Origin of the sequence: Aeromonas sp. Y289-2, from assembly GCF_027705925.1 — a bacterium.
Taxonomy (GTDB): Bacteria; Pseudomonadota; Gammaproteobacteria; order Enterobacterales; family Aeromonadaceae; genus Aeromonas; species Aeromonas veronii.
This window is the reverse complement of record NZ_JAPDCH010000009.1, coordinates 112,814-137,548: the sequence shown is the minus strand read 5'-3', so window position 1 is coordinate 137,548 and position 24,735 is coordinate 112,814. Positions and strand designations below refer to the sequence as shown.

Here is a 24,735-nt window from a genome sequence, read left to right as displayed (position 1 = left end):
TGTTTACTGCGCCTTGGTTGCCAGCAGTTGGCTCAGGGTCTGGTCCTTTTCGTGCCAGATCCCGTTCAACCACTGTTGAAACTCTTGTTGGAACTCGGGGTCATTGAAGTAATCCCCCACCAGCTTGCGGTCGATCGGCAAATAGCGGACCTGAACCTTGATTTGCCCGACCCGGCCACACATGAAGTCCCAGTAGCTGGGGATGCCGTCCGGATAGGCGATGGTGACATCCACCAGTTGATGCAACTGATCACCCATAGCGGCCAGAGTAAAGGCGATGCCCCCCGCTTTCGGGAGCAGCAGATGACGATAGGGCGAGCCCTGCTTCTGATGCTTGCTGCCGGTGAAGCGGGTGCCTTCGACGAAGTTCATCACACTCACCGGAATGTGGCGGAACCTGGCGCAGGCCTTACGGGTCGTTTCAATGTCTTTTCCCTTCAGATGGGGATGTTTTTCCAGAAATTTTCTGGAATATCGCCGCATGAAGGGGAAGTCGAGCGCCCACCATGCCAGACCGAGAAAAGGTACCCAAATCAGCTCTTTCTTGAGGAAAAACTTCAGGAAGGGGATTTTTTGGTTAAAAACCCGCTGCAGTACCAGTATGTCGACCCAGGATTGATGGTTGGCAATCACCATATACCACTCATTCCGGCGCCCTTTGTCCACTCCGACCACCTCGAAAGGGGTTTTGATGATGGTTTTCTGGATCAGATTGTTGAAACCGATCCAGCAGCTGGCACAGCCATCCAGCAGCCAGTTGCAGAGGGTGCGCCACCCCTTGAGGGGGAGCAGGAGCTTGAGCAGACCCAGCGAGAAGATGGGGACAAACCAGAAGAGGGTGTTGAAAAAATAGAGCAGGGTGGAGAGGCTGCCGCGCAGTCGCTCTGTCAGCTTGTTGGGCATGAGTCGGGTCCGTCTTGCTGTCGATAAAGGGCCATCAAGTGGTCAGATCTGTGGCCATAATATCAGCCGATTGCCCGTGAGACCATTCAGAGCCGTTACGGTGTCGGACTCACCCTTTCCCTTCTGTCAACTGCTGCGCAGTCGCGACAGCAGCCTGTCCATGGCGCGATAACCGAGCGCCTCGATAAGATGCTCCTTGCCGATGGCGGGTTGCCCGGCCAGATCGGCGATGGTGCGTGACACCCGCAGGATGCGATGCCAGGCCCGGATGCTGAGCCCCAGCTTCTGGATGGCGTTCTCCAAAAATTCGGCATCTTGCGGTGATAAGCGGCAAATATCCTCTATCTCACGGCTATCAAGCAGGTTATTGAGCTTGCCGTTACGGCTCAGCATGCGCTCCCGTGCCGCCAGTACCCGATCGCGGATCTGCTGGCTAGACTCCCCCCGCTCCGCCTTGCCGGTCAGGCTCCCCTTGGGTAGCAGTGGCACTTCCACCGTCAGATCGAAGCGGTCGAGAAAGGGGCCGGAGAGCTTGCCGAGGTAGCGCAAGATCTGATCCGGGCTGGAGCGGGTCTGGCCGTCGCCATAGTGGCCGCAGGGGCTGGGGTTCATGGCGCCCACCAGCTGAAAGCGGGCGGGAAAATCCACCTGACGGGCGGCCCGGCTGATGGTGATGTGGCCCGTCTCCAGCGGCTCGCGCAGGGAGTCGAGCACCTTGCGCTCGAACTCGGGCAGCTCGTCGAGAAACAGCACCCCGTTGTGGGCCAACGAAATTTCGCCGGGCCGCGGGTGGCTGCCACCGCCCACCAGCGCCACTGCTGAAGCGCTGTGGTGGGGTGTGCGATAGGGTCTGTGGTGCCAGTGACCGGCGCGCGGGGTGAGGCCGCCGATGGAGTGGATGGCGGCGGTCTGCTGCGCCTCCTGCTCGCTGAGCGGCGGCAGAATGCCGGGCAGACGGCTCGCCAGCATGCTCTTGCCGGTGCCGGGCGGGCCGATGAACAGCAGGTTGTGGCTGCCAGCAGCGGCGATCTCCAGCGCCCGCTTGGCCTGAGACTGGCCGATCACATCCTGCAGATCCGGTACATCGGGCAGGCTCTCCGCGCTTTGGGGATCTGGCAGCGGCAGTTCGTACTGGCCTGCCAGCCAGGCGGTGACGGCCAGCAGCTGATGGGCTGTGCGCACCTCTGCATCCTGAATGAGAGAGGCTTCCGGGCCATTCTCTCGCGGTACCAGCAGGGTGCGTCCCGCATCGCGGCAGGCGAGCACGGCGGGCAGCACCCCGAGCACAGGGCGGATCTCTCCGGTCAGGGCCAATTCCCCTAAAAATTCGTGATCGAGCAGATATTTTGCAGGTATCTGCTTGGAAGCGGCAAGAATACCGATGGCGATTGCCAGATCGAAACGGCCTCCCTCCTTGGGTAGGTCGGCTGGGGCCAGATTGACGGTGATGTGTTTGCTCGGGAACTCGAAGTTGCCGTTGAGCAGGGCGCTGCGCACCCGATCCCGCGACTCTTTCACTGAGGTTTCCGGCAGGCCGACCATGTTGAAGGCGGGCAGGCCGTTGGAGAGGTGAACTTCCACTGTAACTTGCGGAGCCGCGATCCCGAGGCTGGCACGGCTATAAACCACAGCTAATGACATAAATCCCGTCCTTGAGTTGATATATGTTCTGACTAACTGGTTGTTGTTGGTTTTTTATTCCAGAGTTCCGGCTGGGGAATAGCCAAAATCAGTGGGTTGTCACAGAAAAAAGTCTTGCCCAATAAAAATCACCGTGCTAGTTCTAATAGCCATTCGCGGTCAAATCGCCCCAATTTCACAGGATTTCCGGTTGTAACTATGAACATGGCCTCCCGTTTCGTCAGCATTATTGTGGTCCTAGTGGTGATTATTATCTCACCGCTCGGGGCTCGTTTAGCTGCACGGAACAAGGGATAGACCCACCACCGGACAGAACGAAACAAGCGACCCCCGAGCCTCACAGCTCGGGGGTTTTTTTTCGACCAAAGGACAGGATTTTCCACATGAACGGCGCGCAGTTTTTGGTACAGGCTCTCAAGAAACAGGGTGTGACCCAGGTGTTTGGTTACCCGGGCGGGGCAATCATGCCGGTCTACGATGCTCTGTATGACGGTGGTCTGGCCCATCAGCTCTGCCGCCACGAGCAGGGCGCCGCCATGGCTGCGGTCGGTTATGCCCGCGCCTCTGGTCAGGTGGGCGTCTGCATCGCCACCTCCGGCCCCGGCGCCACCAATCTGGTGACCGGTCTGGCGGAGGCGCTGCTCGACTCGGTGCCGCTGGTGGCCATCAGCGGTCAGGTGCCCTGTTCAGCCATCGGCACCGATGCGTTTCAGGAGGTCGACGTGCTCGGCATGTCCCTCTCCTGTACCAAGCACTCCTTCATGGTGACCGATGCCGCCGATCTGGGTCGGGTGTTGGCAGAGGCGTTCGCCATCGCCACCGAAGGTCGCCCCGGCCCTGTGCTGATCGATCTCCCCAAGGATGTGCAACTGGCCGCGGTGCCTGCCCAGAGCCCGCTGTTTGCAGTGGAAGAGCCGGAGGTGCTCAACCCCTCGGATCTGGCCGCGGCCCGCACCCTGCTGGCTGCCGCCGAGCGCCCGGTGCTCTACGTCGGTGGCGGAGTGGGCATGGCCAATGCCGAGCAGCAGTTGCGCGACTTTGCTGCCGCAACCGGCATGCCAGCGGTCACCACCCTCAAGGGAATTGGTGCGCTCGACCCCGACAGCCCTGTTTATCTGGGCATGCTCGGCATGCACGGCACCAAGGCGGCCAACTACGCGGTGCAGCAGTGCGATCTGCTGCTGGTGGTAGGGGCTCGTTTCGATGATCGGGTGACCGGCAAGCTGGAGGAGTTTGCTCCCGAGGCCAAGGTGATCCATCTCGATGTGGATGCAGCCGAGTTCGGCAAGCGCCGTGCCGCCGAGGTGGGTATCACCACGGATCTCAAGCAGGTGTTGCCACGCCTCGCCATGACTCTCGACATCGCCCCCTGGCGTGAGCACTGCGCCGCCATGGCCCGCGAATATGCGTTTCGCTACGACCATCCGGGTCAGGCAATCTATGCCCCGGCTCTGCTCAAGCAGCTCTCTGCCCGGCTGCCGGAGAGCAGCGTGGTGGCCTGCGATGTGGGTCAGCACCAGATGTGGGTGGCCCAGCACATGCGCTTCACCAGCCCGCGCAACCACCTCTCCAGCGCCGGTCTGGGTACCATGGGCTTTGGTCTGCCCGCTGCCATCGGCGCCAAGATGTCGCGCCCGGAGGATGAAGTGGTGCTGGTGAGCGGTGATGGCTCCTTCATGATGAACGTGCAGGAGCTTGGCACCATCCGCCGCGCCCAACTCAAGGTGAAGATGGTGCTGCTGGATAACCAGCGCCTCGGCATGGTGCGCCAGTGGCAGGAGCTGTTCTTCGACGGCCGCTACAGCGAGACCATCCTCTCCGACAACCCCGATTTCGTCGCCCTGGCTGCCGCCTTCGGCATTCCGGGTGAGACCATCACGTGCAAGGAGCAGATAGCCGGAGCCCTCGATCGCCTGCTGGCAAGCGAGAGTGCCTACCTGCTGCATGTGGCCATTTCAGAGGAAGAAAACGTCTGGCCCCTGGTTCCGCCGGGAGTCGCCAACCACCAGATGATGGAGCAACGCCCATGAACCCGCACACCCTTGCCCAGCCAGCATTTGCACAACACACCCTGCATATCCATGCCCAGCCCAGACCCGAAGTGATGGAGCGGGTGCTGCGGGTGGTGCGCCACCGCGGCTTCAATCTCTGCGCTCTGAACATGGAGCAGGATTGCCAACAGCTGCGGATCACGGTTACTGTCGAGTCGGTACGTCCCATCCAGCAGTTGTGGAGCCAGCTGGTGAAGCTGGTGGACGTCTCCCGGGTCGATGCACTGGAACAGCAACCCCGGATCAGAGCTTAAGGAGCCAAGCCAATGTCACAGCCTTCCCAATCAGCCACTCACCCCCAATACATCTGGTTCAACGGCAAACTGGTGCCCTGGCAGGATGCCCAGGTGCACGTCATGAGCCACGCCCTGCACTACGGCTCCTCGGTGTTCGAGGGTGTGCGCGCCTACGACACCCCCAAGGGCACCTGCATCTTCCGTCTGCAGGAGCACACCCGCCGCCTGTTCGACTCCGCCAAGATCTACTGGATGGACGTCCCCTACAGCGAGGCCGAAGTGAATGAAGCCTGTCGCACCGTGGTGCGCGAGAACGGCCTGAAGAGCGGCTACCTGCGCCCGCTGGCCTTTGTCGGCAACGTGGGGCTGGGGCTGCATCCACCGCTGGATGCCAAGGCCGACCTGATGGTGGCCGCCCTGCCGTGGGGCGCCTATCTGGGGGAAGAGGGGCTGAAAAACGGGGTGGATGTGTGCGTCACCTCGTGGAACCGACTCGCTCCCAACACCATTCCCACCGGCGCCAAGGCGGGCGGCAACTATTTGTCATCCCAGCTGATCAGCCGCGAGGCCAAGCGCAACGGCTTCGCCGAGGGGCTGGCGCTGGATGTGAACGGCTACCTGAGCGAAGGGGCGGGGGAGAACCTGTTTCTGGTGAAGAACGGCGTACTGTTCACCCCGCCTGCCACCGCTGCCATCCTGCCCGGCATCACCCGTGACACCATCATGACGCTCGCGCGTGACTTGGGTTACGAGGTGCGTGAGCAGGCACTGCCCCGTGAGGCGCTCTATGTGGCAGACGAAATCTTCATGACCGGCACCGCCGCCGAGGTGACCCCGGTGCGCTCCGTCGATCGGATGAAGGTGGGCGCTGGCAGCCGTGGCCCGGTGACCGAGCAGCTGCAAAACGCCTTCTTCGGCCTGTTTAACGGCCAGACCGAGGACAAGTGGGGCTGGCTGACGCCCGTCAACGACTGATGAGAGAGGGGAGGCGCTGTGCCTCCCCGAATCGCTTCCGGTGAGAACTTCCCAGAGGAGTCTTCACCAGGGTCGATTCCGATCCACTCGTATCATCACCGCATAACGCATCGAGCCCATATGGGCATTCAGGGAGTAGAGACAATGCCGAAGTTGAGATCCGCCACCACCACCCACGGACGTAACATGGCCGGGGCCCGCGCCCTGTGGCGCGCCACCGGAATGACCGATCAGGATTTCGGCAAACCCATCATCGCCGTGGTCAACTCCTTCACTCAATTCGTGCCGGGCCACGTCCACCTCAAGGATCTGGGCCAGCTGGTGGCCCGCGAAATCGAAGCTGCGGGTGGTGTTGCCAAGGAGTTCAATACCATAGCAGTGGATGACGGTATCGCCATGGGCCACGGCGGCATGCTCTACTCCCTGCCATCGCGGGAGCTGATTGCCGATTCGGTGGAGTATATGGTCAACGCCCACTGTGCCGACGCCATGGTCTGCATCTCCAACTGCGACAAGATCACCCCGGGGATGCTGATGGCGGCCTTGCGCATCAATATCCCGGTCATTTTTGTCTCCGGCGGCCCGATGGAAGCGGGCAAGACCAAGCTCTCCGACCAGATCATCAAGCTGGATCTGGTGGATGCAATGATCCAGGGCGCCGACCCCAAGGTCTCCGATGCCCAGAGCGAACAGGTGGAGCGCAGTGCCTGCCCCACCTGTGGCTCCTGCTCCGGCATGTTTACCGCCAACTCCATGAACTGTCTGACCGAGGCGCTCGGCCTCTCCCAGCCGGGCAACGGCTCCATGCTGGCAACCCACGCCGATCGCGAGCAGCTGTTCAAGCTGGCGGGCCAGCGCATCGTGACGCTGGCCAAGCGCTGGTATGAGCAGGACGATGCTTCGGCACTGCCGCGCAATATCGCCACCAAGGCGGCGTTCGAGAACGCCATGGCGCTCGACATCGCCATGGGCGGCTCCACCAATACCGTGCTGCACCTGCTGGCAGCGGCGCAGGAGGCGGGCGTCGACTTCACCATGGCCGATATTGACCGCATGTCGCGCAAGGTGCCACAGCTCTGCAAGGTGGCGCCCTCCACCCAGAAATATCACATGGAAGATGTGCACCGTGCCGGTGGCGTGGTCGCCATTCTGGGCCAGCTGGAAAAAGCGGGTCTGGTGCATGGCGATACCCGCACCGTGCTGGGTTGCTCCCTCGTCGAACAGCTCAATGAATATGACGTCAGCCGCCAGCCGAGTCAGGAGGTGGTGGACTTCTACCGCGCAGGGCCTGCCGGGATCCGCACCACCAAGGCGTTCAGTCAGGATTGTCGCTGGCCGGAGCTGGATCTGGACAGAGCAGAAGGGTGCATCCGCTCGCTGGACAACGCCTACAGCCAGGAGGGTGGTCTTGCGGTGCTCTCTGGCAACCTCGCGGTCAATGGCGCCATCGTCAAGACTGCCGGGGTGGATGAGGAGAACCTCACCTTCCGTGGCCCGGCCCGGGTGTTCGAGAGTCAGGAGAGCGCGGTGAACGGCATCCTCGACGGTACCGTGAAAGCGGGCGAGGTGGTGGTGATCCGCTACGAAGGGCCGAAAGGGGGCCCAGGCATGCAGGAGATGCTCTACCCCACCACCTATCTGAAATCCATGGGACTCGGCAAGGCGTGCGCCCTCATCACCGACGGCCGCTTCTCCGGCGGCACTTCAGGTCTCTCCATCGGCCACGTCTCGCCGGAAGCCGCTTCCGGCGGCACCATAGGTCTGGTGGAGGATGGCGACATCATCAGCATCAATATCCCGGCCCGCAGCATGGTGCTGGAGGTGGCCGACAGCGTGCTGGCTGCCCGCCGTGTCGCCGTCGAGGCTCGTGGCTGGAAGCCGCTCGATCGTCAGCGTCAGGTCTCCTTTGCCCTGCGCGCTTACGCCATGTTCGCCACCAGCGCCGACAAGGGCGCGGTGCGCGATCGCTCGATGCTGGGGGAATAAATCATGGTCTCTGCGGCGGATTATCTACGCAAGGTGTTGCTCTCCCCCGTCTATGAGGCGGCGCGAGTGACCCCGTTGCAAACGTTGAAAAAACTCTCCGAGCGGCTCGGCAACCATGTCAGTTTGAAGCGGGAGGATCTGCAACCGGTCCACTCCTTCAAGCTGCGCGGTGCCTACCACAAGATCGCCACCCTGACCGAGGAGCAGAAGTCGCGCGGCGTTATCGCCGCCTCTGCTGGCAACCACGCGCAGGGGGTCGCCCTGTCGGCCGCCAAGCTCGGCATCAAGGCGATCATCGTGATGCCCAAGACCACGCCGGATATCAAGATCGATGCGGTACGCCGTCAGGGCGGCAACGTCATGCTGTTCGGCAACAGCTTCGACGAGGCCTACGGCGAGAGCCGCCGTCTCGCCACGCTGGAGGGCTACACCCTGATCCCGCCGTTTGACGACGTCGAGGTGATCGCCGGGCAGGGCACCATCGGCAAGGAGCTGTTGGAGCAGGATACCCACCTCACCCACGTGTTCGTGCCGGTGGGCGGCGGCGGACTGGCCGCCGGGGTGGCGGTCTATATCAAGCAACTGCTGCCGGATGTGAAGGTGATCGGGGTGGAGGCTGAAGGGTCTGCCTGCCTCAAGGCCGCGCTGGCGGCTGGCGAGCCGGTCAATCTGGAGCGGGTCTCGCTGTTTGCCGATGGGGTGGCGGTCAAGCGCATCGGCGAGGAGACCTTCCGCCTGTGCAACCAGTATCTGGATGAGGTGGTGACCGTCTCCAACGATCAGATCTGCGCCGCGCTGAAAGACATCTTCGACGACTGCCGCGCCATTGCCGAACCGTCGGGGGCCCTGTCGCTGGCGGGCCTCAAGGCCTACAGCGAGCGGGAGCAGGTCAGGGGGGGCCGGATGGCAGCCATTCTCTCCGGCGCCAACGTCAACTTCCACAGCCTGCGCTACGTGTCGGAGCGCTGCGAAATTGGCGAGAAGCGTGAGGGTATGTTGGCGGTGACCATCCCCGAGCGCAAGGGGGCCTTCCTCGACTTCTGCCGTCAGCTCGGGCCGCGCATGGTGACCGAGTTCAACTACCGCTATGCCGATGCCGAGCAGGCGTCGCTGTTCGTCTCGGTGCGTCTCACCGGCGGTGACGAGGAGCTGGGCCAGATCATCGATCAGCTCGGTGGCAACGGCTACCCGGTGGTCAACATGACCGAGAGCGAGCTGGCCAAAAACCACGTGCGTTACATGATTGGCGGCCGCCCGGCCCGGCCCCTTGGTGAACGTCTCTACAGCTTCAAGTTCCCGGAGCAGCCTGGCGCTTTGATGCGTTTCCTCGAGACCCTGGGCTGTCGCTGGAACATCAGCCTGTTCCACTACCGCAACCACGGCGCTGACTACGGCCGGGTGCTCTGTGCCTTCGAGCTGCCGGATGAGGACGTAGCAGCCTTCCACGACTACCTGCGCGAGATTGGCTACGGCTGGAAAGAGGTGAGCGACGACCCCGCCTACCGGCTGTTCCTGGCCAGTTGAGCAAGGGGGGCTTCAACAACTCGTCGGGAGGGAGGCGTTATGCCTCCCTTTTCTATTGCTGCGTGTGGATAGGTCCACTCCGTACGACGCAACGTCATGGTTTAACTGGCAAAACAGTGTGAATAGGTACACAGGTGATTTTTACGCCGGATATTGCTGGCAAGCTCACACTCCTGATGGCTTGGTCATTTGAGGCTGCGTTCGGATGGGATACCCTGAATAGTGGAGAGGCCGCCTGACGGCTTCACACAGGGAAAGTGCGCACTCAGGCGCCCATAACGACTTATTGCAGAGGCGAAAATATGAATAAATCCATGCTTGCCGTATTGGTCAGTGGTTTGCTGGCGGCCGGAGCCGTACAGGCCGCCGCTCAGGACAATACCTGGTATGTCGGTGGCAAGGCCGGTTGGTCCAATTACTATGGCGTTGACCACAACCAGTATGCCGAGTCGATTGCCCAGACGTTGGGTAATACCAGCGAGAACACGGATGATCTGGGTCTGGGCCTGTTCGCCGGTTACCAGCTCAACCCCAACCTGGGTTTCGAGCTGGGTTATGACTGGCTTGGCAAATACGACACCACTTCGGGCACTGGCGCCAATACCCTCAATACCGAAGCCAAGAGCCAGATGATTCAGGCCACCATGAAGATCAGCTTCCCGGCAACGAACGTGCTCGATCTTTATGGCCGACTGGGCGGTGCCTATGCCTGGACGGATAGCGAGATCAGCTTCGCCAATACCAGCGAGACCGGCAAGAAGCATGGCGCCGCCTTCGTTGGTGCGCTGGGTGCCGAATACGCCATCGATCGTGACTGGGCTGCCCGTCTGGAGTACCAGTACACCACGCCGCTGGGAGATGCGTCTCTCGATCGCTCCGGTATCGAGATGGATAACGGCCTGATTTCGTTTGGGATGCTCTATCGTTTCGGTCAGCAAGGTGGCGAGGTCGTAGCACCGGCGCCCGCTCCGGCCGCCGAACCGGCACCTGTAGCCGTGGTTGAGCCGAAGACCTTCAGTCTGAGTTCCGATGTGCTGTTCGAGTTCAACAAGGCGACCCTGAAACCGGCTGCCAATCAGGCGCTCGATGCCCTGTTCAGCCAGATTGTGGCGGCCAATCCGAAAGATGGCGTCGCAACTGTCATCGGTTATACCGACCGCATCGGCTCCGACAACTACAACCTGGCCCTCTCCGAGAAGCGGGCCCAGAGCGTGGCCAGCTATCTGGTATCCAAAGGCTTGTATGCCGACAAGGTACGAGTCGAGGGGCGTGGCAAGGCCAATCCGGTCACTGGCAACAGCTGTGCCAGCCGCTCCAAGCAAGAGCTGATCGCCTGTCTGGCACCGGATCGCCGGGTGGAAATCCATCTGGAAGGGGTTTCCCAGCCTGTCCAATAAGCAGAGCAACGGGAGCAATAAATGTAAAAACGGGAGGCTTGGCCTCCCGTTTCTTATGGGGTGTTTACGATGTCGTGCCTCAGAGCCCGAACAGCGGGCGCAGGCGAATGCCGATGAGGCTGCCAGCGAGGGCCATCAGCATCCAGACCCAGCCATGCAGGCTGCCAGAGGCGGTGCCATCGAAGAAGCCGCCGAGGTTGCAGGCAGCGTACATGGCGCCCATTCCCATCAGCAGGCCGCCGAGGATGGAGGCCAGACTGTTGCCGAGCCGCATCGGGGCGAAGTTGCCGCCACCGCTCAGGCTGCGCGCCAGCATGGCCCCCAGAATACCGAGCCAGAACATGCCGACCATGGGGTTGATAAAGAGCGGCTGGGCCAGTTTCGGGTTCCTCTCGAACAGGCCAAACAGGGAGGCTCCGCGCAGCGCCATGTCATAGACGGCGCCGGTGATGGTCCAGGCCGAGCCGTGCAGAGCGACCACGGACGAGTTGAGCAGGGCGATGATGATGCCGCCGGTCAGCACGGTGAAGCGGCCATCGCGCCAGAACAGATTGCCGCCGCTGAAGAGGGGCTTGAGCTCGCCGGTGCGCTTGAGTTCGCTGTTGCGAAACAGCAGGAACAGCGCAGCGACCAGCGCCAGGTTGAGCAGCATGCCGCTCCAGATATTGCCGGTCAGATCCCGGGCCAATACCACATGGCTGGAGAAGGTGGCCTCCAGTTCGGGGCGGAACTGGTTGCTGATAAGGGTGCCGATGCCGTAGCAGATCAGCACCAGCCAGAAGCGGGGTTGTCCCTCGCCGCAGCAGTAAAGAGTGCCGGTGGCGCAGACGCCTGCCAGCTGCATGCCGATGCCGAACAGGAAGGCACCGACGATGAAAGGAATGCCGATAGCCATCACGTTACCCACCATGGCATCGCCAAAGAGAGCGTGGCTAAAGGAGAGGAAGGTGGTGAACAGCAGAATTTCGATGGCGATGGTGAGCAGGTGAACCCGCACATAGTAACTGTTGCGCTTGGTCAGCATTTCGCGCCAACCGAATACGATGCCGAAGCGACTGAAGGAGAGGGTGAAGCCGAAGCCGAATCCGATCAGGGCCATCAGAGCCCATTTCATACCAAAAGTATTGCCAAGCCAGAGTAACGCTCCCCCCGCGATTGCCACGATGGGGAGCGACCATTTTCGAGTCATGTCAGTTGATCCTTGCAGTTGGTTTTCAGAGGGGCGGATCCTATTCCCTCATGGAGTCTAATGCTACCCATTTAACCAGTGCAGAGAAAAAGGGGGGCGCTGACTCCCGTCAGCGCCGGGGATCAATGGCGGGTGGTGTCGAGATGGAAGTGGTGAGTCTGCCTGGTCAGGATACGGGCGTGCTGGGCGACCATGGTCGCCTCTTCGGCGGCCTGACTGGCGCTCTGGTTGGCCTCGGCCGCCAACCGCGACATCTCGCCGACCTGATGGTGGATCCCCTGCACCAGCCGGGTCTCATCGCTCATCAACTGATCGACCTGAGCGATGCGCTGGTTGATCTCCTCGCAGCTCTGCGCGATCCGGGCGACGCTTTGGCGCGCTGTCATCGTGTGAGTGACCGCCTGTTCGACCCGGGCCAGCTCGGTATCCATCTCGCTGGCGGCGCGCAGGCTGACATCCTGGATCTTGCCGATGATGGTGTTGATCTCTGTGGTGGCGCTGCCGGTGCGGGTCGCCAGCGAGCGTACTTCATCGGCCACCACGGCAAAACCGCGTCCCTGTTCACCTGCCCGCGCCGCTTCAATGGCGGCGTTCAGTGCCAGCAGATTGGTCTGCTCCGCAATATCGTGAATGGCGCCCGCCAGCCCGGCAATCTGCTGCGAGAGGCCAGCCAGATCCGAAATGGTATGGGAGACCTGCTTCACGCCCGTGACTTGCTCCCCGATCACCTGTTCCACGGTGTGGATGGCGAGTGTCGCCTCTTGTGCCCGCTCTGCTGACTGCAGGGTTTGCTCCTCTACCTGGTGCAGCTGGCTACCCGCCTGTTCAATGGAGTGGGTGAGCTGCTTGATGGCCTGTTCGATATGGTGGGCCGCCCCGACCTGTGCCTGACTGTCATCGGTGTGCCGTTGTGCCATGGCGGTCAGGCTGGTGGCGCGATCATCCAGCGTACTGGCGCTGCGCTGCAGGGACTCCACCAGGGTTGCCAGCTGGTCACGCATGGCCCCGATCTGGCGGATCAGTTCGCCGATGGCATCGAGGCCCGGCTCTGGCATGGGACGGTTCAACTCCCCTTCGGCGATGGCAGCGGTCGCCTTGCCAGCGGCCAGCAGCCGCTGTTGGGTAGGGTGTCCCAGCCAGAAGATGAGCCCAGCCCCCAGCAGTGCGGCGCACAACAGCAGGCCGTAGCAGAGTCGGGTGGTGTTGGCGAGATGGGCCATCTGCTCGGCGGCATACTCGTTGCCGCGGATGACGGTGGCGTCCACCCCTAGCCGGTGGGCGTTATAGAGGGTGTGCAGGCGCGCCGCAATCGCGCCCGCCTGCGCCAGGTCCCCCACCTTGATGGCGGGGACAAACTTGTCGTTGAGCAACTGCCAGAACAGCTCCCCCTGCACTTTTTGCTCCCCCAGCAGCAGCTCCCTGAGGGGCTCGTTCAGGCTGCTCTCTTGCCAGAAGCGGTTACGGATCTCGAACTCTTGCTGAAGCCGGGTGAGGGTTTGCAGCAGGATCTCCCGCTCCTCCGGTTTGGCATGGAGCAGGGTGTAGACCTGCAACTGGGATTCGATGAGGTAGAGGGGCGGCGGCAGAATATCGGCTACCACATCCTTCCCCTGTCCCATCTGATCGGCTGCGCTCCGGACCGAATAAAGCCCGAAAAAGCTGATGGAGATCAGCGTGATAATGACCATGATCCCCAGAATCTGACCAAAAAGCAGAGATCTGTCGTGAATGTGCTTGAGCATGTTGCCTCCATTCGGCTCCGTTCATGGATAGCATAGCTCTCTGGCGGGATAGTGAGACTCGGGTGTGGTCTGTTGATGGCGAGTCGGTCTGGAGAAGGGGAAGTCGCAGTCTGAAGGCCGCTGGTGGCACGAAAAAGAACCCCGGCTGATGAGCCGGGGTCGATGGTGGTGAGGCGGTTTCAGGTCCGGCTTGGCGCGGCTTTGCCGCTGCGCAGCCCATCCAGACTGAACAGCACCAGCGCGCTCCAGATACAGGCAAAGGTGAGCAGTTTGTCCATCGCCAGCGCTTCCCCATAGAGGGTGACCGCGAGGATGAACATCAGGCTGGGGCCTATGTACTGGAAGAAGCCCAGGGTGGAGAGCTTGAGCCGGGTCGCGGCGGCGGTGAAGCAAAGCAGGGGGGCCGTGGTGACGGCGCCTGCGGCGATCAGCAGCAGGTTGAGGTGCAAGTCGTTCTGGGTGAGATGGCTGGTGGGGCTGTCGGCAAAGCCCCACAGATAGATGGCCGCAGGCGGCAGCATGATCATGGTTTCGATCAGCAGACCGGTGAGGGCATCGAGGGCCAGTTTTTTGCGCACCAGCCCATAGATGGCAAAGCTCGACGCCAGCACCAGCGCAATCCAGGGCAAGGAGCCAAAGGCGACAAGCTGGATGGCCACGCCGGCAAAGGCCAGCGCCACCGCCCACCACTGCAGGCGGCGCAGCTTCTCGCTCAGAAACACCATTCCCAACAGTACGTTGAACAGCGGGTTGATGTAGTAGCCGAGGCTGGCATCCAACATGTGACCGTTGTTGATGGCCCAGATGAACAGCAGCCAGTTGCCGCCGACGGTGACTGAGGTAAACGCCAGGGTGAGCAACACTTTTGGCTGGCGCAGCACCGCCTGCACCTTGTGCCACTGGCGCCCTGCCAGGGTCAGTACCATCAGCAGCACGCAGGACCAGATCATCCTGTGTGTCAGGATCTCGGCGGCCGGGACGGCAGAGATGGTCTTGAAATAGATGGGGGCGATGCCCCAAAGGGTATAGGCGCACAGGGCGTAGATGACGCCCTGACGCTGGATCTGTTGCGGCATGCGGATGACCTTTACTGAAGCGTTGGATGCGGGAAAACATCGCAAAAAATCAGTGTAGCGATCCTTTTGCGGGGGAAGAAGCGAATAAACGAAGTTTGAGGGATAAGAGGAGGGGGGCTGGCCGGTCAGCCTTTACCGCGGCGGATCTTGTCGACATCCATCAACAACCACAACATCAGGGCGATGGCGGAGATCCAGGGGCCCCAGGTCACGTAGGCCTCGCCGTGCCCCAGCACGAAGAACAGCAGGGGCAAACCGATCACCAGAAAAAGTACGCTTCCCAGAAAAAATAGCATTTTTGTCTTTATATTTAACATGTTGGCTTTTTTATCATTATAAGGATTGAGCCCGGTGATGGAAGGCCAAAAATGCAAAAGGGGGATTTCTCCCCCTTTTTGATCCGATAGTGCTGCTTTGTCGTGTTATTCCAGCTGAATCCAGGTGCTTTTCAGCTCGGTGTACTTCTCCAGCGCATGAAGTGACTTGTCGCGACCGTTACCGGACTGTTTGAAGCCGCCAAATGGCATGGTCATGTCACCACCGTCCCAGTTGTTGACGAACACGGTACCGGCGCGCAGGGCGCGGGAGCCTTTCACCGCCTTGTTGAGATCCGCCGTCCAGATCGCCGCCGCCAGGCCGTAGTCGGTGTCGTTGCCCAGCGCGATAGCCTCCTCCAGCGTATCGAAGCCGGTCACTGCCAGCACAGGGCCGAAGATCTCCTCGCGGAAGATGCGCATCTGAGGGGTCACGTCGTCGAAGATGGTGGGTTCGATATAGAAGCCGCCACTCTCCATATTGGTGCGGTTGCCCCCCAGCAGCAGCTTGGCCCCCTCCTGCTTGCCAATCTCGATATAGCGCAGCACCTGCTCCATCTGGATGTGATCCACCATGGCGCCGATGCGGGTCGCAGGGTCGAGCGGGTTGGCCGAAATCCACTCGCGGGCATGGGCCAGCAGTCGCTCCATAAATTGCGGCTTGATGCTGTTTTGCACCAGCAGCCGGGAGGCGGCGGTACACACCTCGCCCTGGTTGTAGAAGATGGCACCAGCGGCGCTCTTGGCCGCGGCGTCCAGATCCGGCGCATCCGCCAGTATGATGTTGGGGCTCTTGCCGCCGCACTCCATAAAGGCGCGCTTGAGGTTGGACTTGCCGGAGCACTCCACCAGATGTTTACCGATCTTGGTGGAGCCGGTGAAGGTGATGCAATCCACATCCATATGCATGGCCAGCGCCTCGCCCACGGTATGGCCAAAGCCCGGCAGCACATTGAACACGCCGTCAGGAATACCCGCCTCCTTGGCCAGACCTGCGATGCGCAGGGCCGTCAGTGGAGATTTCTCGGAAGGTTTGAGAATGACCGAGTTGCCAGTAGCGAGCGCCGGGCCCAGCTTCCAGCAGGCCATCACCAGCGGGAAGTTCCATGGCACGATGGCTGCAACCACCCCGAGCGCTTCGCGGGTCACCAGTGCCAGGGCGGACTCCTCGACCGGGGCGACCTGGTCGTAGATCTTGTCGATCGCTTCGGCGTTCCAGGCGATGCAGTTGGCGGCGGCGGGGGCGTCATAGCCCATGGCATCGCCGATGGGTTTACCCATATCCAGCGACTCCAGCAGCGCCAGCTCCACCTTGTTGAGGCGCATCAGCTCGGCGAAGCGCTGCATGATCTGTTTGCGCTGTTTCGGCGGCAGGCCGCTCCAACGCTTGTCGTTGAAGGCGTCACGGGCAGCCTGTACCGCCAGTTCGGCATCGGCGCCATCGCAGGCCGCCACCTTGGTCAGCAGCTTGCCGTTGGCCGGGTTGATGCAATCGAAGGTGGCGCCATTGACGGCATCCCGATAGCTGCCGTTGATAAAGGCTTGCGAGGGCAGGGTCAGATGGGCGGCCTTGTGTTGCCACTGGGCCAGGGTAAGGTCACTCATGTTCACTCCTTGAACCGGCAAAAGTCAGATTCCGCGTATCAATATGCTAAACATCCTGCCGCTTGTAAATCCATCTTGTAACAATTCATTAAACATTGCTCCCCTGCCGATGCGCGTCTTAATGTCAGAAACTGGCGGGGGTGTTGGCCGAAATCAGCACGCACTCCTGCTCGCCGCTATTGCGAAAACGGTGGGGGGTGCGGCTGTCAAAGTAGTAGCCATCCCCGGCGCCCAGCAGGTAGATCTGCTCGCCCACGGTCACTTCAACTTCGCCCTTGATGACGATGCCGCACTCTTCACCCTCGTGGCTCAGCATGTCGTCGCCGGTGTCGGCGCCCGGTGGCAGCACCTCCTGCAACATGCCGATGGCGCGGTTGGCACGGCTGTGCCCGACCAGCCGGTAGCTGATGGGGTGCGTGCCGAGATCCGGCATATCGGCGGCGCGGAAGATCACTTCGGTGCCCATTTCAGTCTCTTCGGTGAAGAAGCTGGCCAGCGACATGGGGATGCCTTCCAGCACCTTGCGCAGGGAGGCGACAGAGGGGCTCACCTGATTTTTCTCGATCTGGGAGATAAATCCGTTGGTCACACCGGAGCGCTTGGCCAGCTCGCGCTGGGAGAGGGCTGCCTTGGTGCGAACCGCCTTGAGGCGGTGACCGATATCCATCTATAGACACTCCTTGACTGTTTACTATTATTAAAATTGTGTTAAATATCTTATACCACCCTGCTGATGCGTCTAGCTAGGGGTGGCACCAGACAGGGCGATAACGGGCCCTTTTTTATGGATTCAGGTGTTTAATTTAATAGGCATTGGCCGACAGTTGCTAAACACCTTAAGGATGAGGTGACCATGAAACCGATCAGCGACATCAATACGCCCTCCGACATGTCCGCGTTCTGGATGCCGTTCACCGCCAACCAGCAGTTCAAGGCGGCGCCGCGCATCCTGAAGTCGGCAGAGGGGATGTATTATCACTCAGAGGATGGCCGCAAGATACTGGATGGCACAGCCGGACTCTGGTGTTGCAACGCGGGCCATGGTCGGCGCGAGATTGCCGAGGCGGTCTCCCAGCAGATTTCCCATCTCGATTTTGCCCCCACTTTCCAGATGGGCCACCCCCTGCCGTTCGAGCTGGCCAACAAGCTGGTGGAGATCGCCCCCAAGGGGTTCGGTCACGTCTTCTATACCAACTCCGGCTCCGAGTCGGTCGATACCGCGCTGAAAATCGCGCTGGCCTGGCAGCGGGCTCGCGGTCAGGGCACTCGCACCCGGCTGATTGGCCGCGAGCGTGGCTATCACGGGGTCGGCTTTGGCGGCATCTCGGTGGGGGGCATTCCCGGCAACCGCAAGTGGTTCGGCTCCCTGCTGACCGGGGTGGATCATCTGCCCCATACCCTCAACATCGCCAAAAACGCCTTCACCAAAGGGCTGCCCGAGGAGGATGTGGCGCTGGCCGACGAGCTGGAGAAGATCGTCTTTCTGCACGATGCCAGCAATATCGCGGCGGTGATCGTCGAACCCATCGCTGGCAGTACCGGCGTGCTGATGCCCCCCAAAGGCTACCTCAAGCGGCTGCGGGAGATCTGTACCAAGCATGGCATCCTGCTGATTTTTGACGAGGTGATCACCGGTTTCGGCCGTCTCGGTTCCCCCTTCGCCGCGCAGGAGTTCGATGTCATTCCCGACATGATCACCTGCGCCAAGGGGCTCACCAACGGCGCCATCCCCATGGGGGCGGTGCTGGTGCAGAAGCACATTTATGACGACATGATGGCGGCAGGCAAGGGGGCCATCGAGCTGTTCCACGGCTACACCTACTCCGGCCATCCGGTGGCCGCGGCTGCGGGGCTCGCGACCCTCGAAATCTATCGCAACGAGAACCTGCTCAGCCGCGCTGCCGATCTGGCGGGCTACTGGGAGGAGGCGGCCCATTCGCTGAAGGGCTGCAAGCATGTGAAGGATGTGCGCAACTACGGGTTGGTGGCGGGTATCGAGCTGGAATCCATGCCGGATGCGCCGGGCAAGCGCGCCTACGAGGTGTTTGTCCGCTGCTTCGAGAAGGGGGCATTGATCCGGGTGACCGGCGACATCATCGCTCTGTCGCCGCCCCTCATCATCGAGCGCAGCCAGATCGACGATCTCTTCACCCTGCTGCAGGATGCCCTGCAGGCACAACCTTAACCCATTTGATGGCCCCGCACTGGCGGGGCTTTGCGTTGGTTTGCTCAGCGCATTTACCACATCAGTTATCACGGAGGATACATGACATACAGGGTCAGCAACTTCATCAACGGCCAGCTGCAGGAGAGTCGCAGTGAGCGCCAAGGGGCCATCTTCAATCCCGCCTGCGGCAAGCAGCAGGGGAGTGTGGGGCTTTCCAGCGCCGCCGAGTGTCAGGAGGCGATCGCCATTGCCGAGCGCGCCTTTGTCGACTGGTCACAAACCCCGCCGCTGGTGCGGGCCCGGGTCTTTTTCCGCTTCAAGGAGTTGATGGAGCAGCACAGAGACGAGCTGGCCCAGCTCATCAGTCGCGAGCACGGCAAGGTCTTCTCCGATGCGCAGGGTGAGTTGACCCGCGGGCTGGAGGTGGTGGAGTTTGCCTGCGGCATTCCCCATCTGCTCAAGGGGGAGCACTCCCTCAACGTCGGTCGCGGGGTAGACAGCTACTCCATGATGCAGCCGGTAGGAGTCTGCGCCGGTATCACCCCGTTCAACTTCCCGGCCATGGTGCCGCTCTGGATGTTCCCGGTCGCCATCGCCTGCGGCAACACCTTTATCCTCAAACCCTCCGAGAAGGATCCCTCCCTCTCGCTGCGGATGGCCGAGCTGCTCAAGGAGGCCGGTCTGCCTGACGGCGTGCTCAACGTGGTGAACGGTGACAAGGAGGTGGTGGATGTGCTGCTGACTGATCCGCGGGTCGGTGCCGTGTCGTTTGTCGGCTCGACCCCCATCGCCCAGTACATCTATGCCACCGCGTCGGCCCACGGCAAACGGGTGCAGGCGTTGGGCGGCGCCAAGAACCACATGGTGGTGATGCCGGATGCGGATCTCGATCAGGCGGTCTCAGCCCTGATGGGGGCTGCTTATGGGGCAGCGGGCGAGCGCTGCATGGCCATTTCGGTGGCCGTGGTGGTGGGTGACGAGACCGCCGATGCCTTGGTGGCCAAGCTGACACCGCTGGTGGAAAAACTGCGGGTGGGCCCGGGGTTGGGCCAGAGCCCGGAGAACGAGATGGGGCCGCTCATCAGCAAGGAGCATCTTGCCAAGGTCCGCGGCTACGTGGATCAGGGGGTGACCGAGGGGGCCGCGCTGCGGGTCGATGGCCGTACGCTGAGCCACGACGAGGGTTACTTTATCGGGGGCTGCCTGTTTGACGAGGTGACACCAGAGATGCGTATCTACCGCGAGGAGATCTTCGGCCCTGTACTCTCCATCGTACGGGTGCCGGATTACGAGACGGCGCTGCGCCTCATCAACGAGCACGAGTACGGCAACGGCACCGCCATCTTTACCTGTGACGGCGACACCGCGCGGGACTTCACGGCGCGGGTGCAGGTCGGTATGGTAGGGGTGAACGTTCCCATTCCGGTGCCGATGGCGTTTCACAGCTTTGGCGGCTGGAAGCGCTCTATCTTCGGGCCGCTCAACATGCACGGGCCGGACGGGGTTCGCTTTTATACCCGGATGAAGACGGTGACGGCGCGCTGGCCCCAGAGCCTGCGCAGTGGTGCCGAGTTCTCCATGCCGACCATGAAGTGACGCGCTGGCGCGTGCTCATGGCCTAACCTCTTGCCCCCGCCGGTCAATGATTGGCGGGGGCGAACTCTGTAAAGGAACAACAGATGCGATTGGGAATTCTCGATTGTGACCGGCTCGATCCCGATCTGGCGGATCGTTTTGGCCCCGTTTACTCCGAGATGTTTATCAGGGGCTTTGCGGCCCTGGCCCCCGAACTGGAATTTCGGGTCTGGTCGGCTCTTGATGGGGAATTGCCGGAGGATCTGCACGAGTGCGATGCCTGGCTCATCACAGGCTCGCGCCACGATGCTTATAGCGATATTCCCTGGATTCAGGCACTGCGGGCGTGGATCCGTCAGGCGCACGATGCCGACGTCAAGCTGGCCGGTGTCTGCTTCGGTCATCAGGTGATCGCCCAGGCGCTGGGCGGAGAGGTGGTGAAGTCTACCAAGGGGTGGGGGCTGGGAGTGTCGGTGCATCCCATGCTGGCAGATGAGCCCTGGATGGCGCCGGCGCGGGATCAGATCCGCATTCTGGCCAGTCATCAGGATCAGGTGGCCCTGCTGCCACCGGGAGCAACCCGGCTGGCGGGCAACGATTTTTGTCCCAACTTCATGTTTTTGCAGGGTGATCACATCGTCGCCATTCAGGGGCATCCGGAGTTCTCGGTGGAGTACAACCGGGCGCTGATCGAGCGGCGCCGCGGCCTGTTGCCCGACGAGCGCTACCAGAGCAGCCTCTCCTCGCTGGAGGGGGAGGTGGATTCGGCGACCATGATGCAGTGGCTGCTGCAGTTTCTTGGGATCCTGCCGCTGCGGGCTGGCGCGGCCTGAACCCGGTTTGTCAGCCACCCCTTCGGATGCTAGATTTTGTAGCAAAATGAAGGATCAAGCGCTGAGATGTCGGGATCGGATGGTACACTGGCCGCCCATGTGGCGGCCTGTTTGTCTGGCTTGATTGCCGTCCCGGCCTGAGCCAAACCTGTCTGAGCCAAACCAGTGTGAGAGTGTGACGCCTTGAAACTACAGCAATTGAAGTATTTGATCGCGATCCGGGACCACAACCTCAATGTGTCCGTGGCTTCCGATGCGCTCTTCACCAGTCAGCCGGGGGTCAGCAAGCAGATTGGCCTGCTGGAGAGCGAGCTGGGGGTGCGGATCTTCGAGCGCCGTGGCAAGCATTTGCACCGCATCACGCCGGTGGGGGAGGAGATCATCAAGTGTGCCGAGGCGATGCTCAACATCGAGAGCAAGATCAAGGCGATCTCCCGCGAGTATCTGGATCCGACCGTGGGCACCCTCAATATTCACACCACCCACACCATCGCCCGCTACCTGCTGCCCAAGTCGGTCACCTACTTCACCAAGAAGTATCCCAAGATCTCGTTCCACCTCCATCCGGTGATGTCGGCGAGCAAGGAGCAGATCAGCAAGGGTTATTCCGATTTCTCCATCGTTGCCCACGAGATTGGCTTCGACAAGGAGCTGATCGCGCTGCCCGCCTACCTCTGGACCCTCTCGCTGGTGGTGCCGCAGGATCACCCGCTGGCCAAGGTGAAGAAGCCGACCCTGGAGCAGCTCTGCCACTACCCGATCCTAAGTTACGAGAGCGGCGCCACCGGTCGTCAGGTGCAGGACGAGGTGTTTCAGGCGGCGGGGCTGACCCCGAGTTACTACATGACGGTAATGGATGCCGGAGTGATCAAGCGCTACGTGGAGCTGGGTTTTGGCATCGGCATCATCTCCTCGCTGGTGGCCAACGACACCGACAGCCCCGGGCTGGTCTCCATCAATCTGGAGCACCTGTTCAAGCCCTGCCCGGCGCAGATCTGTTTCAGCAAGAGCATCCTGCTGCAGAACTATATGTATGACTTCATCAGCTCCTTCTCGCCCCACCTCACCAAGGAGGTGATCCAGAGTGTGATGCAGCAGCCGAGTCAGGCGCGCATCGACGAGCTGCTGGCCGGGGTGGAACTGCCCATCTATTGATCCCGATCGGATTCCCGATCGCAGCCGGTTGTCTCTTCTGTCAGGCTGGGCTCTACTCGGGGTTCAGCCTGTCTCTTTTGGGCTATCTCCATCGTTCGAGGTCTCTATGTCCCGCATTCTGCTGCTTGCCAATCTCAACTGTGATCATGTGCTCTCCCTCTCCGAACCTCTGGTGGCGGGGGCCCGGCTGCAATATGTGGATCAGGGGCGCAGGCTGGGAGGCGGCGCGGCCAACACCGGCATCGGGCTGGTATGGGCGGGCCACGAGGTGACCATTGCTTCCCGTATCGGGCTGGACGAGACCGGCGACTGGCTGCTGGAGCAGGCGGCCGGTTACGGGCTGGATTGCAGCCATGTGGAGCGCTTTGGCGGCGAGACCGGCGAGCTGCTCATTCTGGTGGACTCCACCGGCGAGCGCACCATACTGCGCCGCCCGCGGCGTCCCGACCTGCCCGGCGATCTGCCGCTGGATGGGGTGGATTGCCTCTATGTGAACTATCCCGGTACCGCCATCATCAGCTACATGCGCCAGATGCTCGGCAAGAGCTTCGTGGTGGCCCAGTATCCCAAGGGCGGCCAAGCGCGCCGTCCCTGCCATGTGCTGGTAGCCTCCCGCTCCGATCTCGGCGAGGTGAGCGACCCCTGGCAACATGCCCGCCAGCTGGCGGGGGAGCAGCTCGAATGGCTGGTGTTGACCGAAGGGAAGGCGGGGGCGGTTGCCATCCATGGTGAGGAGCAGATCCGGGTCGCCGCTCGGCCAGTATCTGTGGTCGATACCACAGGGGCGGGAGATGCCTTCGCCGGTGGCCTGATCCACGGTCTGGCACGGGGCATGGCGATCAAGGATGCGTTGCAGTGCGCGGTGGACTGGGGGGCGTTTGCCGTCGCCTCCGAGAGCTCCATCCCCTCGGTTGCCCTGAAAAACTGGCTGAAACAACCCCACTGAACCACCTCCTTGACTGTCGATTGAGGGGCTGTTCGCAGGCCATCTGGCTGCTGGTCGAAGGGGCTTGGTGAGGGGGATGGTTCGGGAGATTTACCCGCCATAAAGCGGGTAAACGCCGGGCTAACCCGGCAAGTTTGCGATCAATCAAAGAAAGTGTCGATTTATGTGCATCTTCATCGACACCCGGTTGTGCTGCTCTTAACCTGTCACTCCGCAACTCAGATTAAGAGACAGGCCCCCTCTGGCGAACCAATGGCAAACAGAGGCAAACCGGTTGTCTCCTGCCTCTTAGCTCAACGTTGTCGTCCTGATTCCTGGCTTGTAGTAAGAGGCAAGTGCGACCATGCAACTGACACGATTTACCGACTACGCCCTGCGTACCCTGACCTTCCTGGCGGTTCAGCCGGGGGATCGTCTGTCGACCATTACCGAAGTGGCCGATACCTTCGGCATCTCTCGCAACCACGTGGTCAAAATTGTGCACCAGCTTGGCATCAAGGGGTACATCGAGACGGTACGCGGCAAGCACGGTGGCATCCGCCTCGGTCGCTCGGCGGTCTCCATCAATTTGCGGGATGTGGTGATGGACATGGAGCATGTGCTCTGTCCGGTCGATTGCAAGCGTGAAAACTGCCGACTCTCCGGCGGCTGCCGCATTCAGGGCATTCTGCGCCGCGCCATGAACGCCTTCCTCGAAGTGCTGGGTGAGTACACTCTGGCCGATGCGGTGCGCGATCCCAATCGTCTCTGCCACCTGCTGGGTATCGAGCAAGAGACTATTGTGACCATGGCCTGACGGGGCGCGGAATATTGAACAAGATGTGAAAGGGGCCTGATGGCCCCTTTTGCTTTTGTACGCAGGTGGTTTTTAGCGACTGCCTGGCTGGCGGATCAGGGTGATGGCGCCGTGCAGGCAGGCGAGGCCGCAGGCACCGCAGCCATTGCAGGCATCCATATTGACGTTGATGCCGTCGGCCGTGGCCTTGATCGCCTGTTGCGGGCAGGCATCTTCACAGAGCAGGCAGTAGAAGCCCTGCCGTGCCTGACAGCTCTCTTCAATCTGCACCCGGGTCTGCACCTGCCGACCCAGTTGCAGGTCGAGGGCGCCGGTGGGACAGGCTCTGGCGCAGCTGCCGCAGTAGCTGCACTGGCCGCAGGCGAGATCGAGCACCGGGGTACCGGCGATGGGGCTCCCCTCGTACTCCTCCTGGGTGGCCGGTTTGAGCAGACCACGCGGGCAGGCCTTGAAACACTCGCCACAGCGGGTGCAGAGGGAGAGGTACTGGGACTCCTCGATGGCCCACGGCGGGCGCGCTTCATGGCAAACCACGGCGGGCTTGCGGGAAGCTTGCCAACCTTGTGTCAGCCAACGGAGGAAATAGTGAGTCATGCTCGCCCCTGATACCTATTAGGGGTTAAT

The 24,735-nt window shown here is 61.5% G+C and carries 21 protein-coding genes; 12 read left to right on the top strand and 9 right to left on the bottom strand.

What is annotated here, in order from left to right; genetic code table 11:
• Nucleotides 1-3: 3 nt before the first annotated feature.
• Nucleotides 4-903 (bottom strand): acyltransferase, encoded by a 900-nt coding sequence (locus OKC43_RS14570; RefSeq protein ID WP_043823224.1) that lies wholly within the window; start codon nucleotides 901-903, stop codon nucleotides 4-6.
• A gap of 126 nt (nucleotides 904-1,029) precedes the next feature.
• Entirely contained in the window at nucleotides 1,030-2,544 is a 1,515-nt protein-coding gene (locus OKC43_RS14565) for a YifB family Mg chelatase-like AAA ATPase (protein WP_100647101.1), read from the bottom strand.
• 383 nt (nucleotides 2,545-2,927) lie between these two features.
• On the opposite strand from OKC43_RS14565, the gene ilvG reads away from it, so the two are divergent.
• The 6 genes from ilvG (at nucleotide 2,928) to ompA (ending at nucleotide 10,713) form a co-directional block, all read left to right on the top strand.
• Complete coding sequence (gene ilvG, locus OKC43_RS14560) at nucleotides 2,928-4,574, top strand: acetolactate synthase 2 catalytic subunit (protein ID WP_236271996.1); 1,647 nt, start codon at nucleotides 2,928-2,930, stop codon at nucleotides 4,572-4,574.
• Nucleotides 4,571-4,849, top strand: coding sequence for an acetolactate synthase 2 small subunit (gene ilvM, locus OKC43_RS14555; protein ID WP_005342011.1), 279 nt, complete (start codon nucleotides 4,571-4,573; stop codon nucleotides 4,847-4,849). Before ilvG ends, ilvM begins: the two co-directional genes overlap by 4 nt.
• A gap of 12 nt (nucleotides 4,850-4,861) precedes the next feature.
• Nucleotides 4,862-5,806, top strand: coding sequence for a branched-chain amino acid transaminase (locus OKC43_RS14550; protein WP_064338981.1), 945 nt, complete (start codon nucleotides 4,862-4,864; stop codon nucleotides 5,804-5,806).
• A gap of 144 nt (nucleotides 5,807-5,950) precedes the next feature.
• Nucleotides 5,951-7,792: a dihydroxy-acid dehydratase gene (gene ilvD, locus OKC43_RS14545; RefSeq protein WP_104016262.1), complete on the top strand. Its 1,842-nt coding sequence runs from the start codon at nucleotides 5,951-5,953 to the stop codon at nucleotides 7,790-7,792.
• A 3-nt stretch (nucleotides 7,793-7,795) separates the two neighbouring features.
• A complete protein-coding gene (gene ilvA, locus OKC43_RS14540) occupies nucleotides 7,796-9,316 on the top strand; it encodes a threonine ammonia-lyase, biosynthetic (RefSeq protein WP_139494399.1) in 1,521 nt (506 codons plus the stop codon).
• 302 nt (nucleotides 9,317-9,618) lie between these two features.
• Complete coding sequence (gene ompA, locus OKC43_RS14535) at nucleotides 9,619-10,713, top strand: porin OmpA (protein WP_064338978.1); 1,095 nt, start codon at nucleotides 9,619-9,621, stop codon at nucleotides 10,711-10,713.
• A gap of 79 nt (nucleotides 10,714-10,792) precedes the next feature.
• On the opposite strand, the gene OKC43_RS14530 is transcribed toward ompA, so the two are convergent.
• From OKC43_RS14530 to OKC43_RS14505, 6 genes are all read right to left on the bottom strand, one after another.
• Nucleotides 10,793-11,902, bottom strand: a complete 1,110-nt coding sequence (locus OKC43_RS14530) for a YeeE/YedE thiosulfate transporter family protein (RefSeq protein WP_270659575.1) — start codon at nucleotides 11,900-11,902, stop codon at nucleotides 10,793-10,795.
• A 122-nt stretch (nucleotides 11,903-12,024) separates the two neighbouring features.
• Nucleotides 12,025-13,644 carry a methyl-accepting chemotaxis protein gene (locus OKC43_RS14525; protein WP_236271998.1) on the bottom strand — a complete coding sequence of 540 codons (1,620 nt, stop codon included), beginning with the start codon at nucleotides 13,642-13,644 and terminating at the stop codon, nucleotides 12,025-12,027.
• Between the two features lie 179 nt (nucleotides 13,645-13,823).
• Nucleotides 13,824-14,720, bottom strand: coding sequence for an EamA family transporter RarD (gene rarD, locus OKC43_RS14520; protein ID WP_236271999.1), 897 nt, complete (start codon nucleotides 14,718-14,720; stop codon nucleotides 13,824-13,826).
• Between the two features lie 125 nt (nucleotides 14,721-14,845).
• On the bottom strand, nucleotides 14,846-15,016 hold the full coding sequence (locus OKC43_RS14515) for a hypothetical protein (RefSeq protein WP_005341999.1): 171 nt from the start codon (nucleotides 15,014-15,016) through the stop codon (nucleotides 14,846-14,848).
• 126 nt (nucleotides 15,017-15,142) lie between these two features.
• Entirely contained in the window at nucleotides 15,143-16,639 is a 1,497-nt protein-coding gene (locus OKC43_RS14510) for an aldehyde dehydrogenase (protein ID WP_236272000.1), read from the bottom strand.
• A gap of 124 nt (nucleotides 16,640-16,763) precedes the next feature.
• A complete protein-coding gene (locus OKC43_RS14505; protein ID WP_005339643.1) occupies nucleotides 16,764-17,306 on the bottom strand; it encodes a cupin domain-containing protein in 543 nt (180 codons plus the stop codon).
• Nucleotides 17,307-17,492: 186 nt separating this feature from the next.
• On the opposite strand from OKC43_RS14505, the gene OKC43_RS14500 reads away from it, so the two are divergent.
• From OKC43_RS14500 to OKC43_RS14475, 6 genes are all read left to right on the top strand, one after another.
• Nucleotides 17,493-18,824 (top strand): aspartate aminotransferase family protein, encoded by a 1,332-nt coding sequence (locus tag OKC43_RS14500; RefSeq protein WP_005357473.1) that lies wholly within the window; start codon nucleotides 17,493-17,495, stop codon nucleotides 18,822-18,824.
• 81 nt (nucleotides 18,825-18,905) lie between these two features.
• Nucleotides 18,906-20,402: a CoA-acylating methylmalonate-semialdehyde dehydrogenase gene (locus OKC43_RS14495; protein ID WP_236272001.1), complete on the top strand. Its 1,497-nt coding sequence runs from the start codon at nucleotides 18,906-18,908 to the stop codon at nucleotides 20,400-20,402.
• Between the two features lie 83 nt (nucleotides 20,403-20,485).
• Nucleotides 20,486-21,214 (top strand): glutamine amidotransferase-related protein, encoded by a 729-nt coding sequence (locus OKC43_RS14490; protein ID WP_005357481.1) that lies wholly within the window; start codon nucleotides 20,486-20,488, stop codon nucleotides 21,212-21,214.
• A 183-nt stretch (nucleotides 21,215-21,397) separates the two neighbouring features.
• Nucleotides 21,398-22,369, top strand: a complete 972-nt coding sequence (locus OKC43_RS14485; protein ID WP_005339651.1) for a LysR substrate-binding domain-containing protein — start codon at nucleotides 21,398-21,400, stop codon at nucleotides 22,367-22,369.
• Between the two features lie 106 nt (nucleotides 22,370-22,475).
• A complete protein-coding gene (locus tag OKC43_RS14480; RefSeq protein WP_236272002.1) occupies nucleotides 22,476-23,315 on the top strand; it encodes a PfkB family carbohydrate kinase in 840 nt (279 codons plus the stop codon).
• Nucleotides 23,316-23,658: 343 nt separating this feature from the next.
• Entirely contained in the window at nucleotides 23,659-24,111 is a 453-nt protein-coding gene (locus OKC43_RS14475; RefSeq protein WP_005339654.1) for an Rrf2 family transcriptional regulator, read from the top strand.
• A 72-nt stretch (nucleotides 24,112-24,183) separates the two neighbouring features.
• On the opposite strand, the gene OKC43_RS14470 is transcribed toward OKC43_RS14475, so the two are convergent.
• Entirely contained in the window at nucleotides 24,184-24,705 is a 522-nt protein-coding gene (locus tag OKC43_RS14470) for a ferredoxin-type protein NapF (RefSeq protein ID WP_005339657.1), read from the bottom strand.
• Between the last annotated feature and the right edge of the window lie 30 nt (nucleotides 24,706-24,735).

Coding starts and splice junctions, on each gene's coding strand:
- rarD (WP_236271999.1), bottom strand. CDS start 14,720: ATGCCGCAACAGATCCAGCGTCAGGGCGTCATCTACGCCCTGTGCGCC.
- OKC43_RS14475 (WP_005339654.1), top strand. CDS start 23,659: ATGCAACTGACACGATTTACCGACTACGCCCTGCGTACCCTGACCTTC.
- OKC43_RS14500 (WP_005357473.1), top strand. CDS start 17,493: ATGAAACCGATCAGCGACATCAATACGCCCTCCGACATGTCCGCGTTC.
- ilvA (WP_139494399.1), top strand. CDS start 7,796: ATGGTCTCTGCGGCGGATTATCTACGCAAGGTGTTGCTCTCCCCCGTC.
- ilvD (WP_104016262.1), top strand. CDS start 5,951: ATGCCGAAGTTGAGATCCGCCACCACCACCCACGGACGTAACATGGCC.
- ilvM (WP_005342011.1), top strand. CDS start 4,571: ATGAACCCGCACACCCTTGCCCAGCCAGCATTTGCACAACACACCCTG.
- OKC43_RS14510 (WP_236272000.1), bottom strand. CDS start 16,639: ATGAGTGACCTTACCCTGGCCCAGTGGCAACACAAGGCCGCCCATCTG.
- OKC43_RS14505 (WP_005339643.1), bottom strand. CDS start 17,306: ATGGATATCGGTCACCGCCTCAAGGCGGTTCGCACCAAGGCAGCCCTC.
- OKC43_RS14530 (WP_270659575.1), bottom strand. CDS start 11,902: ATGACTCGAAAATGGTCGCTCCCCATCGTGGCAATCGCGGGGGGAGCG.
- OKC43_RS14495 (WP_236272001.1), top strand. CDS start 18,906: ATGACATACAGGGTCAGCAACTTCATCAACGGCCAGCTGCAGGAGAGT.
- OKC43_RS14470 (WP_005339657.1), bottom strand. CDS start 24,705: ATGACTCACTATTTCCTCCGTTGGCTGACACAAGGTTGGCAAGCTTCC.
- OKC43_RS14480 (WP_236272002.1), top strand. CDS start 22,476: ATGTCCCGCATTCTGCTGCTTGCCAATCTCAACTGTGATCATGTGCTC.
- ilvG (WP_236271996.1), top strand. CDS start 2,928: ATGAACGGCGCGCAGTTTTTGGTACAGGCTCTCAAGAAACAGGGTGTG.
- OKC43_RS14490 (WP_005357481.1), top strand. CDS start 20,486: ATGCGATTGGGAATTCTCGATTGTGACCGGCTCGATCCCGATCTGGCG.
- OKC43_RS14550 (WP_064338981.1), top strand. CDS start 4,862: ATGTCACAGCCTTCCCAATCAGCCACTCACCCCCAATACATCTGGTTC.
- OKC43_RS14570 (WP_043823224.1), bottom strand. CDS start 903: ATGCCCAACAAGCTGACAGAGCGACTGCGCGGCAGCCTCTCCACCCTG.
- OKC43_RS14515 (WP_005341999.1), bottom strand. CDS start 15,016: ATGCTATTTTTTCTGGGAAGCGTACTTTTTCTGGTGATCGGTTTGCCC.
- OKC43_RS14565 (WP_100647101.1), bottom strand. CDS start 2,544: ATGTCATTAGCTGTGGTTTATAGCCGTGCCAGCCTCGGGATCGCGGCT.
- OKC43_RS14525 (WP_236271998.1), bottom strand. CDS start 13,644: ATGCTCAAGCACATTCACGACAGATCTCTGCTTTTTGGTCAGATTCTG.
- ompA (WP_064338978.1), top strand. CDS start 9,619: ATGAATAAATCCATGCTTGCCGTATTGGTCAGTGGTTTGCTGGCGGCC.